Origin of the sequence: Huintestinicola sp. (genome assembly GCF_050874005.1) — a bacterium.
Lineage (GTDB): Bacteria > Bacillota > Clostridia > Oscillospirales > Ruminococcaceae > Huintestinicola.
Genome location: NZ_JBNMJV010000002.1, coordinates 113,886 through 127,449, shown reverse-complemented (window position 1 = coordinate 127,449; position 13,564 = coordinate 113,886). Strand labels below are relative to the sequence as shown.

Below are 13,564 nucleotides of genomic sequence, written 5' to 3'. Positions count from 1 at the left end.
GGTTTTCGTCAGAAAATTTCGGACGGCAGTCCGAAAAACAAAACTCGGGTTGAAAATCTTTGATTTTCAACCATCATCACTCCTCTGTATGTTCGTCAATAAGTTTTTTAAGCTCCTCGGCTTCTTCCTTTGTGAGCTTTTCACGGCTGAGGAAAGCGGTTAGAAACATAGGCAGAGAGCCGCCGCATACCTTGTTTACAAGGCTCTCCGACCTCTCACCGATAACCTCTCCCCGAGGGCGCAGGGAGGTTATGACCGCATTCTCGTTTTTTATCGCCTGCTTGTCAGTAAGCTTTTTTATAACGGTGTAAACGGTGGATTTTTTCCAGCCAAGCTTTTCAAAGGCAAGGCTTACAAGCTTTCCCGATTTGACAGGCTCGTTGTCCCAGATTATTTCAAGCAATCTCTGCTCGCTGTCGGATATGTTCATTTGTGTGACCGCCCTTCTTTTATTTTGCCGGTCTATATCTATAGACCTTGATGCTTATACATAGTCTATCACAATAGACCAAAAATGTCAAGGGTGAAAATAAAAAATCTGCATTATGCCGTAAAAGCATAACGCAGATCTGAAATATAATATTATCAGCCTTTGAGCCACAGCTTTCTGAGCCTATCCTCAATTCTGAGACAGGCTTCAATGTGCATTATCCAGTGCCTTGACAGAGGCATTTTAATAAGTCCGCAGATGTCCTTGCCGCACCAGTAATCAATGAGCCACAGGGCATTTTCCGAGCTGCTGACTACGTTCAGATTTTCGAGTGCAGTTCTTCTTTCATCTGTGACCTTTTTCTTTAGATCATCAAAGGACAGAGAGCTCAGAAGCTTTGATGTTGATTTGTCCACCTCGGATATGTAAGCATACAGCTCATCAATATCCAGAGCCTCGGAAAATCGGACTATTTCCTCTTTAATAAGCTCGTTGCCCGTTGTTATGATAGGAGAATTTATCCTCTTTTGGAAATCCTGCTTAAAAAACACCTGCTCGTCTCCTGCAATAAGAGTGTGGGCTGTGATATCCTCAATTCGGAAAATGTGCCACAGGGAATATGCGATAGTCTTGCTGTGATATCCGTCGGCGTTTATAAAAGGAGCGGCGCAGAATTCCACGCCGGAAAGCTCGTCCTTAAAACGGAAAATTTCCTTTTTCAGCTCGCTTCTGAGCGTAAGAAGCGTTTCAATGCCCTGAGAAAATGTCTCACGCTTTTTTAGCTGCCCCTGCATAGTTTTGTTAAACTCGGACCATTCCTTATTCATTGCGGCTCCTTATTCGGGTCTGAGAACGCTCGTATCAATTGCGCCGATGTCTATCTCGGAAATATTTCCAAGTCCCTCGGTGACTATTCCCGTCTTGTCAATAAGCCCGTCGGTGCTTACATCGGCAATATTTCTTATTGCGCTGTCGGGAGGCGGCAGGGGAGCCTCTCGCAGCCCCGTTACCTCGGGAACGGCAATATCCGACTTAACTCTGTTTCGCCTCTTGTCGATGTCTTTGAAGAAATCATCGGGGTTCTGAGAGGCAAGGAGTTTTTCTTCTTTAAGGCGTGCCTTTTCCGCCTTTTCCCTTGCGAGAGCGTCATCAACATCAATAACATCTGTGTTTACGGTAACGATATTTCCGTGAATAAAGCTGTCGTCAAAGCCTGATTTGTCGGCAAGTCCGTCGGTGCTCATCTCGGCTATATTTTTAATTGAGCTGCCCGGAGGAGGGAGAGGCTCTTCTCTCAGACCCACGATCTCGGGACAGTCTATATTTACATCCGTCTCACGCTTTTTCGGCTTTCTGCCCATATCCTTGAAAAAATCGTCGGCGCTTACAGGCTGATTGAGTCCGGGAGCGGGAGAGGGGCTTACAGAGGCGGTATCATTTTTTTTAGTTCCGAAAAAAAGCATTATTCATCTTCCTTTTATATTTATTTTGCAGGAAATTTCGTCTGTGATATTATGATTTATGTAAATTATACCATATATTTCAAAAATGTGCAATAGTTTTTGGCAAATTTCTTTAATGACCTTTTGTGATAATTATTTAAATCAAGAAAGGGTAAAATAACCGTAAATAAATGGGGAGGAAATAAAGTATGCCTTATGAAAACGAACACGATACCTCAAAGCTTCTGAGAGAATGTGACGCAGGGATAAAAATGGGCATCACGTCCCTTGAAGATGTGATACCGCAGACCGACGATCCGAGGCTTGAGCATATACTGAAGCAGAGCAGGCAGGAGCATATACGACTCAGAGCCGAGGCGGAAAGGCAGCTTAACCGCATAAAGGATAAGGGAAAGTCGCCCGCTGCAATGGCTAAGTCAATGTCATCGCTCAAAACGCAATTTACAATGCAGACAGGGGACGATACCGATGCCGCAAGGCTTGTGACAAAGGGCTGTGAGAAGGGTATCGGTTCTCTTAACAAGTACCTGGACAAATACCGCTATGCCGACGAGAAAAGCAAGCGGCTCACAAATGAGCTGATCGCTGCAGAGCAGAAGCTTGTTTCCGAGCTGAACAGGTTCAAAAGCTGAGATTTTAGTAATGTGAAATTCTGCCGGAAATTTGTAATAGCAGGATTTGAACAAAAAAACTCCTCTGATCATGCGTACCTGAAGCGCTGATATGGGGAGTATTTACATAAAAAATAATAGATCATACGGTTTTTCAGAACAATATGACCAAACAGCGGACGTTATGTGCCGGTATCCCAAAAAGGACATATATAGTATTTGAAAAATAATTGTACATATGAATGTCTAAATTTGTGTATATTGTACGTCATATCAAAATATAGGGATATATAATTGTAATTCCTGCCCAAAAAAATGACGACAAGTTTATGCATATTTTTTTTCGGAAATTGGTTGCTGTATTTTGAACAATGTGTTATAATAGAAATATAGTAACAGCAGACCATACATATTCGCTGTAAAGCTTCTGCGTCTGCTAAGTTTATTTTTTGGAGGTATCATACCATGGCAGAAAACGGATTCCTTAAAACGGTCAATTTCGGCGGATTTGACAAGAAGGATGTACTTGCATACGTAGATCAGCTCAATACTAAGATATATACGCTTGAGAACGAGCTTGAGGAAAAGAAAGCCCTCCTCGAGAACAGCGGCGGAAATATGGAGGACAAGGAGAAGTATGAAAAGCTTCTTGAGTCCGACAAGGCTAAGATCACCGAGCTCCAGACAAGCAATGAGTCCCTCAAGAACCAGCTCTCCAACGCCGAGGCAGAGGCAGCCGAGAAGGACAAGGAGATCGCAGATCTGAAGAAGAAGATCAGCGATATGGAAAATGAGCTTATCGAGGCAAAGAACGCAGCTGCTGCAGCTTCTCCCGCAGAGAGCAGCGCAATGGACCTCACAAACGTATTTATGGAAGCTCAGAGAACCGCTACCACTATCGTTACCACCGCCAAGGAAAATGCGAGAAAGATGGACGAGGACGCAAAGAAGCTTGCTAATCAGGTCGTTGACGACGCTAACAGCAAGGCTTCCACCATCGTTAAGACTGCAGACGAAAAGGCTAACAAGATACTCACCGATGCTGAGGATAAGTCCTCCAAGATGATGAGCGACGCCGAGGGCAAGACCTCCGAAATGAGACGTGCTGCCGATAATATGAAGGCAGTAGTTCTTGCAGAGATCACCGAGATCGAGGGTCAGGTAAATTCCATCAAGGAAATGCTGGAAAATATCTCCAAGCAGAGCCTTACCGAAAGCATTGCAAAGATCACAGAGACAGCAGGTCTCCTTACAAATACCCAGGATACTCTCAAGAAGGACGGTATTCCCGAGTTTACTCCTCCTAAAGGCGTAAAGATGGCTGCATCTGCTCCTACACCTGCACCTGCGGCAGCAAAGCCTGCACCTGCACCCGCACCTGCGGCAGCAAAGCCCGCACCTGCTCCTGCACCTGCAGCAGCAAAGCCTGCACCTTCTCCCGCACCTGCAGCAGCAAAGCCTGCACCTTCTCCCGCACCTGCGGCAGCAAAGCCTGCATCTGCTCCTACACCTACACCTGCAGCAGCAAAGCCTGCATCCGCATCTTCAACTGCTCCCAAGCCTACTCCCAAGCTCAATAACAACTTCGGCTTTGACCTCAGCGAGATCGAAGCAATGGCTAAGGCTATCGAGGCTGACGCTTCCAAGCATAACAAGGGCACACCCCTGAACGACGGCTATGACGGAAACGTTGATCCCAAGTCTATCAAGCTTTCCAATATGGGCTGATAAAGTAAATTCACAGGTCTGCGTCATAACGGCGCAGACCTTTTTTATTCCGATTAAATTTAATTTCAGCTTGATTAAATTAAGTTAAATTTAAAATAAATAAAAAGTTTGCGTAAAATAATTATTTGATATTTTGTGCATTTATAACAAATTTGTATGAGCGATTTCTTATTGCCAGACTTACAGACAGTTAAAAATAAGCTTCGATAACGTTTAAAAAGGGCTGTAAATAGGCAAATGGCACTTGGGTTTCGTCATAAATAGTGCTAATTGTACAAAGTTAACAAAATTAAACTGCATTAAATAGCAAAACTAACATCATTGACAAACGGAGAAATTTTTGGTATAGTAAATATAGTGAACAGCACAGATAAAACGTGTGTTGAACCATTTTATCTTTATTATAATGAAAGGCGGTTTTACCCTATGAAAACAAAAGTTGTAAACGGTGTATCAATGCCCAACATTCCCTGGATGGACAAGCCCGAGGGCTGCAAGGACGTGGTTTGGCGCTATAACGCTAACCCCATCATCAAGCGTGACCAGATAATGGTCAAGAAGGCTAACGGCTACAGAGAGCCTTCCAACTCTATCTTTAACAGCTCCGTAGTTCCTTTTGAGACAGGCGACTACAAGTTCGCAGGCGTTTTCAGAGTTGACGACAGAGAGCGTAATATGGAGCTTCACGCAGGCTTCTCCAAGGACGGCATCAACTGGGATATCAATGAGGAGCGCATCCACTTCCAGTGCGATATTCCCGAGGTCGCTGAGTGGCAGTACGGCTACGACCCCAGAGTTTGCAAGCTCGAGGACAAGTACGTTGTTACCTGGTGCAACGCTTATGGCTGGAAGCCCACTATCGGCATTGCTTATACATACGATTTCAAGACCTTCACACAGCTTGAGAACGCTTACCTGCCTTTCAACAGAAACGGCGTTATGTTCCCCAGAAAGATAAACGGCAAGTATATGATGATGAGCCGTCCCTCCGACAGCGGTCACACTCCTTTCGGCGATATGTTCATCAGCCAGTCTCCCGACCTTACATTCTGGGGTCAGCACAGACACGTAATGGGTCCCTCCAAGGGCTGGGAGTCCACTAAGATGGGCGCAGGTCCTATTCCTATCGAGACAGACAGAGGCTGGCTCATGTTCTACCACGGTGTTCTTACTTCCTGCAACGGCTATGTTTACAGCTTCTCCGCAGCTCTCCTCGACAAGGACGAGCCATGGAAGGTTCTCAAGAGAGGTGCTTCCTACCTCCTCAGCCCTCAGGAGTACTATGAGCTTGTTGGTGATACAGACGCAGTAACATTCCCCTGCGCTAACCTTGTTGACGCTGACACAGGCAGAATTTGTATCTATTACGGCTGCGCAGATACCTGCACATCTCTCGCATTCACAACTGTTGACGATGTTATGGATTTCCTTGACAACAACAGCCAGGTTTGATCTGATCATAACATAAAATGAGTTATCCCCGTGAGAAGCAATTGTTTCTCACGGGGTTTTCTTGCATTTTAAACCAACTCAACCTACAGTATGTTTACTTTTTAACACTTTTATTATATAATAATTATCAGAAAGGGGTGCTATGAAATGGATATGGAGAAAACAGGAAAATTTATTGCAGAGTGCAGAAAGGATCTGGGGCTTACCCAGGCAGCTCTTGCCGAGAAAATAGGAATAACCGACAGGGCAGTTTCTAAATGGGAAACGGGAAGAAGTCTGCCCGATGCTTCAATTATGCTTGAGCTTTGTGATATTCTCGGAATAAGCGTAAACGAGCTTCTTACAGGTGAGAAAATTGCAAATGAAAATTATAAGGAATTAGCCGAAAAAAATCTGAATGAGATCGTAAAAATCGAGAAGGAGAAGAACACAAAGCTTGAAAAAGCGGAAGCATTTATAATCTGGTCAGGCGTGGCTGTATCGCTTTTTATGATAGTCTGCGGTTTTTTGATAGCATCAGACAACAGCATTGTGAGTATCGCCCTTATGTATTTTGGCGGGGCAGTAATGCTTGTTGACGTTTTTTATGCAGCTGTACTTGAGCACGACTCGGGATATTATGAATGTCAGAACTGCAAATACAGATATGTTCCACCAACAAAAGCAGTAATATTTGCAATTCACGTGGGAAGTGACCGTATTCTCAGGTGCCCTAAGTGTTCAAAGAAGGATTGGCATAAAAAAGTTCTGACTAAGTGAAAGCATTTCCCAAAATGAAATATCGTAAGAAGAAAAAATATCGGCAGAAAAAAACATCTGCCGATATTTTAATTTTAGTATCGCTGTGCTCTGAGCCCGTCATATTCCCTGAAAAGTTCAAGGCATTCGTCCCTGTTCTCACATTCAAGAGGAATAGCCTCGCCGCTCTTTATAGCCTCGTAAAAATTATCGTCATTAAAGCCGATATCTGCGGTGTCCTTAACGGTGCAGCCGTAAATTATCCTGTCGATCCCTGCCCACAGCGCCGCACTCATACACATAGGACAAGGGTAAGCCGTTGTGTAGAGGATACAGCCCTTTAAGCTGTGCGAACCGATATTCTGACAGGCGTTCCGTATAGCCGCAACTTCCCCGTGCATAGTGGGGTCGTGGTCGGCAAGCACTCTGTTGTGACCCTTGCCGATTACCTCTCCGTCCTTGACGATAACAGACCCGAAAGGACCGCCCTCGCCGTTTCTGATACCCTTGTAGCCTTCATCTAAAGCAATTTTCATATAACTCATTTTTTCAGCTTTGACTCCTCTGCGTCGATAATGCTCATAAGCTCGCTTATTGCCTTGCTGTTGTTCTTCTTTTTCGAGGGAGCAAGCTTTTCCTTGGGAACGACTGCCTGTTCGGGAATATTGTTTGCTTCCTTGACAATCTTGTCCTCTCTCACAGCCTTAGGCTCATAGGTCTTTACAGGCTCGGGAGCATTTTCCTCGGCAGGTATCTCCGCCTTTGCGGCAGCTTCGGCAATGTTTTTGGGAATGACATTGCTCATAAAATCAACGCTTTTCTCCTCTTCTGCCGCAAGCTGTTCAGTTTTGCTCTCATAAAGAGGAGCTTTTTCATCTTCGGAAACATATTCGGAGAAAAATTTATCATTATGGGGAGCCTTAACAGGCTTCACCACAGAGCTGCCCTGCTTTGCTTCGGTGCGTTTGTTTTTATTGCCTGCAAACCCGTCATAGGTGAACAAGGGCGTTCCTTCTTCACGGACAGCAGTAAGACCGGCTTTGCCGTTCTTATCGACGCTGAGAACAGATCTTTCCTGAACCGGTGCAGGTTCCGGTTCGGGTTCGGGAGTTGAGAACGAAGCAGGCTCCTCAAAGAAATCGTGACCATCCTCATCATCGTTTATCATTATCTCGTCCAGCTCGTCAAGGGAAACCGCTTCCTCCTGGGTGCGCTTCACATTAACTATCCTTACGACCTGGAACACGATTATAATAAAGCTGGGGATAATGATGACCAGCATAATTCCGAACGTAGACGTTGCAAAGTTAAGTATGGAACCGAAAATGCTGCTCTGGTTTGTGGCTTTGGCAATAATATTTTCGGCAGGTATCTTGAATGTGTCATTGGCAGGAGAGGTGTCGAATTTTACAACATAGGACATCTGACCGTTTTCGCTTACAAGCTGAACGACTCTGGTAAGCACTGTATCCTCTCCGATCTTGCATACCACAACGCTGCCCACCTTGATATCTTCCAGATCGCCCGTTTTACCGATGACCACCGTATTTTTAGGGATCTTAGGCTCCATCTTTACTGCATTTGTGTGATAAAAAGTGTATCCGAAAATGTTCGGAGCGGCACCGTTGTCGCTGAACGAAAAATACAAAAAGAGCATTCCTGCGATAAGGAGTATAAGAATACCGATCACAATGCCCTCGATTATGTTAACTGCCGAACTCTTCTTATTTTTTTTATTAGCCATAGCAACCTCCGCCAAATGAACATATTTTTTCGTTTTACCGATATCTTATTTTATTATATCATATAACGGAATAAATTTCAAATGTTTTTTCGATATATTTATATTTTTTTCGCAGAAGTGAGAAATGGGGTAATAAAGCCGATTTACAGAGCATAAAATCAGATAGAACATTTCGGGAGAAAAAGTTTGAAAAGCAAAGATTTTCAAACTCTCAAAGAAGGGTCATAATTATGGAAACTATAAACGCCGTTCTCTGGGGACCATTTACCGTGGGAGCCATACTTCTCTGCGGTATCTATCATACATACAAAAGCGGATTTATCCAGCTTAGGCTTAAAAAATATCTGAGCGGCGGAAAGAGCAGCGGCAGAGCGGTAATGTCAGCCCTTGCGGCTTCAATGGGAACGGGCAATATCACAGGCTGTGCCGCCGCCATATGTACGGGTGGACCGGGGGCTGTGTTCTGGATGTGGATATCGGCTGTTCTCGGAATGGCTCTGGCATACTCGGAAAACCGTCTTGGCGGAGAGTACGCCGAAAAATATCCCTATGAAGCCAAAGGACCTATGCTGTATATCGAAAAGGGGACAGGTTCAAAGAAGCTTGCTGTGATATACGCTGCCGCTTGTCTCTGCGCCGCATTTGTTATGGGCTGTATGAGCCAGACTGCCGCACTTTCCGAAGCTGTAGGCGAGCAGGGGATAATTCCAAAATGGGCAGCAGGGATAGTTTCTTCTGTTGCCGCCGCTTTCGTGATATTCTCCTCCGAAAAGGCAGCCGACGCCGCTATGAATGCCGCAGAGAAGCTTGTACCTTTTATGGGGCTTCTCTATGCAGGCGGCTGTATTGCTTTGATAATACTCACAGACAGCAGTCTGACGAGCATTTTCCGTGAAATATTTACCGAAGCATTCACATTCAGAGCAGCGGCAGGCGGAATATTTGGTGCGGCAATGTCAAAGGCGGTGTCCGTCGGGCTGAGGCGGGGTATATTTTCAAATGAAGCAGGAATGGGCAGCTCGGTGCTTGTCCACAGTGACGGAGGGTTTTCTTCTCCCGAAAGTATGGGTGCCTGGGCGGCGCTGGAAGTCTTTCTTGATACTATTGTCTGCTGTACTCTCACAGCTTTTGCTATCCTTTCCTCAGGCAGGGAGACCCTTGCCGAAGCATTCACACTCTGTTTCGGGATAGGCGGCGGAATTTTCATATGTCTCTGTGTATGCCTGTTTGCCTGGGCGGCGGTGCTGGGCTGGTGCTGTTACGGGGAAAAATGCCTCGATTATCTGTCAAACGGCAAAAGTCCTTCTGTTTTGTACAAGCTTGTATTCTGTATATGCGGAGCTGCGGCAGGATTTATTTCTCTGGAACTTCTTTTTGGGCTTTCGGATATCATAAATGTGTTTCTCATTTTCCCAAATCTCATTGCTGTGACCGTATTGACAGCCCGTGGGGATAAGGAAAATAACTGAATTTTACTGTTGTGCTGTGCGTCTCTCCGAATTAAGCAGGGGAGACGCATAATAAGTGCAGATTTCTTGAGGTAAATCATATATATTTTTCGTTAAGAATTTATTATAATATAAATGTAATCGTATTCTTTATTCAAAAAAATTCGTCGAAATATTGACAAATATAAAAAATATGATACAATTATATTATATCATAAATATTTTGATAATAAAAAGGTAAAGAATGCTATACTTTTGTAAAATGGAGTGAGCTTATGAATGATATCATTATTGTAAATCCTGAAAAATGCGTGGGCTGTAATGCCTGTGTAAGAAACTGTCCCGCTCAGGAGGCGAATGTCACCAAACGCCGTGATGACGGAACCTTTGTTACTACCGTTAATCCCGATAAATGTATTTGCTGCGGTGAGTGTGTCCGAAGCTGTCAGCACGGAGCAAGAGATTACAAGGATGATACAGAAGCTTATATCGACTATCTGTCCCGCAACAAGACAGCTCTTCTGGTGGCGCCTGCTATCAAGACGGTATTTCCGACAAACTGGAAGGGTGTTCTCAACTGGTTCAAAAAGAAGGGCGTGCTGATATATGACGTGTCCTACGGTGCTGATATCTGTACCTGGGCGCACCTTCGTGCAATTGAAGGCAAGCGTGTGGGCAATGTGATAACTCAGCCCTGTGCGGCAATAGTAAACTATATTGAGACCTATCAGCCCAAGCTGATAAATAATCTTTCCCCCGTTCACAGTCCCATTTCCTGCGAAGCGATATATCTTAAAAGATATATTGGGGTAAAGTATCCTCTGGCAGTTCTGTCCCCCTGTATCGCCAAAAAGACCGAATTTCTCGAAACAGGTCTCGTGGATTTCAGCATTACATTCGGAAAGCTGAAGCAGTATTTTGAAAAGAATAACATTCACGTGGAAATGAATCAGGCAAATGACGATTTTGATTATCCCTTTGAGGATCAGCAGGGTCAGGTGGGAGCAGTTTATCCTCGCCCCGGCGGACTGAGAGACAATTTATGGCTTCACGACCCCGATCTTAACATTACCACCTCTGAGGGCGTACATAAAGTATATCCGGAAATAGATATGTATGCAGAAATGCCTGAATTCAAGCACCCCGAGGTATTCGATGTACTTTCCTGCGAATTCGGCTGTAACGTAGGTCCTGCTTCCGCTACCGACCAGACTGTATTTGACGTTATGGCAGTAATGAGAGACGTGGAAAAGGCGGCAAAGAAAAAGAGAAAAACAGGTCTTTTCGGCGGCGGCGAGGACAAGCTTTTCAAGAAATTTGACGACACTCTGAACATCTCCGACTTCCTCCGTTCATACAAGCCGAGAGCAAGAACTATAACACCAACAGAAGCGCAGCTTGAACCTATCTATGTAAGTATGGGCAAGATAACCGACGAGGACAGGCATTATGACTGCCACGCCTGCGGCTACAGCTCCTGCCGTGAAATGGCAACAGCTGTCTACAGAGGACTTAACGTTCCCGATAACTGCATAGTTCACGCAAAATCCGTGCTTAATGAAAAGCATAAGGAACTGAGTCATCAGCACGATGTGATGTATATGATGGCAAATAAATGCCGTGAATTTTCCGATAATCTGGTGCAGGATATTGATTCAATTACCAGGAGCCTGCACACTATTGAAGAATCTGCCGCTCAGACAGGCGGAAGGACCGTCACGGTAAAGCAGCTTATCGAAAGCGTTATCAAATTCTGTTCCGCCAATGAAACAATGGATGTTCAGACCGTTAAGCAGCTTATCAGCATTATGGAAAGCATATGCACCGCCTTTGACGCTCTGGACAAGAGCGTAAGCGATACCACCAAAGGCTCGGGAGAGATCAGCGGCTCTGTTTCTGAGCTTACCCGTCTTGTAGAGGAGCTTAACGTTATGCTCCACGAGACTACGGCTGTGGACAAGTATTGATAAAAGGCAGATATTGACAAATTCCTCCTGCTGTGGTATAATCAGAGTATGCAGTAAGTGAGCTGCAAATAAAAAAGCAATGAGGAAAAAGAATGAGAAAACTAATAGACATAACCTCCGTCCTGTGCGCCATAATTGCCATAGTATCCCTGATAATGGGTGTCAGGGTACTTACAGGTCACGGATATTTTATGGGGCTTGCCATTTTTTCAATGGCAAAGCAGGGAACAATGTTGGGATTTATCGGAAATATTCTTGGAATTGCCGTTACCTGCGGCGGTTTCGGAGCAATGGGCTTTTACGGATTAACATCATATCGCAGCTCCTCTTCCAGAAAGAATGCCTTTATATGGGGGCTGGTAATGTCTGCCATATGTCTGCTCTCACTTGTGTGCAGCATATTTGCACGAAGCTTTAATTTCGGCGATATCCTCCTTCTTGCCCTGCCCCTTCTTTACACATTCGGAATATTCAAGTCGGCGTAACTTATAAAATTCCCCAAAAAATAAATGCTGTCGTACAAATTTCTGTACGGCAGCATTTTTCTTATTCATACAAAAAAAGGAGCTGCCTGGTATCAGACAGCTCCTGATTTTATTTTGCAATTACATTCCAACCACCGAAAGGGGATCGGGGAAGAATACGATGATAAACTGAGAAACAAGTACAACAGCAATGAGAGCGATGGGATAAGCTGCAGCATATGCGGAAGCAACATCGTCAGTCTTTGCAACGTTGATAAGAGTTCCGAGAGCGGGAGTGGAGGTCATACCGCCTGTAATACCGCCCAGATTGTTGAAGAGGGGAAGCTTGATAATATACTTTGCAATGAGGAAGCCTACGATCATAGGAACCAGGGTCATAAGTGCGCCATAGAGGAAGTATGCGGGCTGGAAATACTGAACGAAGCTTGCTCCGCCGGGGATACCTGCGCCGATAAGGAACGCCATAAGACCGAACTCACGGAATATTTCAAGCATTCTCTTTTCGGGTCTCATACTGAGGGGACCAAAATGACCGAAATGAGCGATGACAAGAGAAGAAAGGAGGCAGCCGCCTGTTGTTCCCAGAGAGAATGTGGAGGAACCCATAGGGATCTTGATGCCGCCTACAAACACGCCTATAACAACAGCAATTGCAAATGCAGCAAGACCGAAGTTGTCGATATCGAAAAGCTTTTTGCCTTCAGCGACAGTCTTTCCTGTATCAACGGAGGATATCTTCTTTCTTTCCTCGTCAAGGTTAGCCCCCAGAAGCTTGGGAACTATCTGAACGAAGAGAACAACGCCTACAACGCCGAAGAGATATGCGATACCGTGACCTACAGTAACAATATCCTCAAATGCGGAAATTGCATCGGGAGTGTCCTTGTAAACAGCGCTTACCGTATCCTTTGCGGCAGAGAATGCAGGTGTGGAAGTAAGAGCGCCCGAAAGGAGACCTACTGCCATAGATGTACCACAGCCAAGGACCTTAATGCAGAAAATAGTGGTAAGTCCGCCGAGGATAATGATAATAAGTGAAAGAAGTGCATAGGATTTGAAGTTTTTCTTGAGGCTTGAGAAGAAGTTGGGGCCTGCAATAAAACCTACAGATGTAACGAACATTATAAGACCGAGATTTTCAATGATCTTGAGGAAGTTCTTTGAAAATTCAGCAGGCGCTCCCTTGTTGAGAGCAAATGTTGTAACAAGATTTCCTCCGTCATTTGTGAAAAAGAATGCGCCGATGAGAAGAGCAACGATAAATACGCCTGCAGTTCCCAGAGAAACGCCCTTTATTGTGACACGTCCGAGAAGATAACCCAGACCGGCAACAATAAAGATGATGAACATCAGGAAAGTGATACCTGTAATTGATATCACGCCGTTAAAAAGAACCATTGGGCTGATACCTCCATAATTTTGATTGATACTAATCCCACATCAACCTATAGCCTAATACGACAGCTATAATTTGGTCACTCGTCGTCAAGTTCCTTTG

13 protein-coding genes are annotated in these 13,564 nt (G+C 44.8%); 7 read left to right on the top strand and 6 right to left on the bottom strand.

Annotated features, from left to right (window positions below):
- Positions 1–76 precede the first annotated feature (76 nt).
- The 3 genes from ACR0QN_RS01605 to ACR0QN_RS01595 form a co-directional block, all read right to left on the bottom strand.
- Entirely contained in the window at positions 77–430 is a 354-nt protein-coding gene (locus ACR0QN_RS01605) for a BlaI/MecI/CopY family transcriptional regulator (RefSeq protein WP_432649435.1), read from the bottom strand.
- Between the two features lie 155 nt (positions 431–585).
- Positions 586–1,257 carry a phage head-tail adapter protein gene (locus tag ACR0QN_RS01600; protein ID WP_432649434.1) on the bottom strand — a complete coding sequence of 224 codons (672 nt, stop codon included), beginning with the start codon at positions 1,255–1,257 and terminating at the stop codon, positions 586–588.
- A gap of 9 nt (positions 1,258–1,266) precedes the next feature.
- Positions 1,267–1,893: a hypothetical protein gene (locus ACR0QN_RS01595; protein ID WP_432649433.1), complete on the bottom strand. Its 627-nt coding sequence runs from the start codon at positions 1,891–1,893 to the stop codon at positions 1,267–1,269.
- A 188-nt stretch (positions 1,894–2,081) separates the two neighbouring features.
- Between ACR0QN_RS01595 and ACR0QN_RS01590 the strand changes: the two genes are divergently transcribed.
- The 4 genes from ACR0QN_RS01590 (at position 2,082) to ACR0QN_RS01575 (ending at position 6,443) form a co-directional block, all read left to right on the top strand.
- Positions 2,082–2,525, top strand: a complete 444-nt coding sequence (locus ACR0QN_RS01590; protein ID WP_432649432.1) for a hypothetical protein — start codon at positions 2,082–2,084, stop codon at positions 2,523–2,525.
- A 444-nt stretch (positions 2,526–2,969) separates the two neighbouring features.
- The gene (locus ACR0QN_RS01585) at positions 2,970–4,232 is read left to right on the top strand and encodes a hypothetical protein (protein WP_432649431.1); all 1,263 of its coding nucleotides are present in this window, start codon (positions 2,970–2,972) and stop codon (positions 4,230–4,232) included.
- Positions 4,233–4,658: 426 nt separating this feature from the next.
- Entirely contained in the window at positions 4,659–5,684 is a 1,026-nt protein-coding gene (locus ACR0QN_RS01580) for a glycoside hydrolase family 130 protein (protein ID WP_432649430.1), read from the top strand.
- A gap of 147 nt (positions 5,685–5,831) precedes the next feature.
- Positions 5,832–6,443 carry a helix-turn-helix domain-containing protein gene (locus tag ACR0QN_RS01575; RefSeq protein WP_432649429.1) on the top strand — a complete coding sequence of 204 codons (612 nt, stop codon included), beginning with the start codon at positions 5,832–5,834 and terminating at the stop codon, positions 6,441–6,443.
- A 74-nt stretch (positions 6,444–6,517) separates the two neighbouring features.
- On the opposite strand, the gene ACR0QN_RS01570 is transcribed toward ACR0QN_RS01575, so the two are convergent.
- Both ACR0QN_RS01570 and ACR0QN_RS01565 read right to left on the bottom strand, forming a co-directional pair.
- Entirely contained in the window at positions 6,518–6,958 is a 441-nt protein-coding gene (locus ACR0QN_RS01570) for a nucleoside deaminase (protein ID WP_432649428.1), read from the bottom strand.
- Positions 6,959–6,963: 5 nt separating this feature from the next.
- On the bottom strand, positions 6,964–8,166 hold the full coding sequence (locus tag ACR0QN_RS01565) for a signal peptidase I (RefSeq protein WP_432649427.1): 1,203 nt from the start codon (positions 8,164–8,166) through the stop codon (positions 6,964–6,966).
- A 230-nt stretch (positions 8,167–8,396) separates the two neighbouring features.
- Between ACR0QN_RS01565 and ACR0QN_RS01560 the strand changes: the two genes are divergently transcribed.
- The 3 genes from ACR0QN_RS01560 (at position 8,397) to ACR0QN_RS01550 (ending at position 12,066) form a co-directional block, all read left to right on the top strand.
- Complete coding sequence (locus ACR0QN_RS01560) at positions 8,397–9,635, top strand: alanine/glycine:cation symporter family protein (protein ID WP_432649426.1); 1,239 nt, start codon at positions 8,397–8,399, stop codon at positions 9,633–9,635.
- A gap of 254 nt (positions 9,636–9,889) precedes the next feature.
- Positions 9,890–11,581, top strand: a complete 1,692-nt coding sequence (locus ACR0QN_RS01555) for a [Fe-Fe] hydrogenase large subunit C-terminal domain-containing protein (RefSeq protein WP_432649425.1) — start codon at positions 9,890–9,892, stop codon at positions 11,579–11,581.
- Positions 11,582–11,673: 92 nt separating this feature from the next.
- Complete coding sequence (locus ACR0QN_RS01550; RefSeq protein ID WP_432649424.1) at positions 11,674–12,066, top strand: hypothetical protein; 393 nt, start codon at positions 11,674–11,676, stop codon at positions 12,064–12,066.
- Positions 12,067–12,186: 120 nt separating this feature from the next.
- On the opposite strand, the gene ACR0QN_RS01545 is transcribed toward ACR0QN_RS01550, so the two are convergent.
- Positions 12,187–13,464 carry a permease gene (locus tag ACR0QN_RS01545; protein WP_432649423.1) on the bottom strand — a complete coding sequence of 426 codons (1,278 nt, stop codon included), beginning with the start codon at positions 13,462–13,464 and terminating at the stop codon, positions 12,187–12,189.
- Positions 13,465–13,564 lie beyond the last annotated feature (100 nt).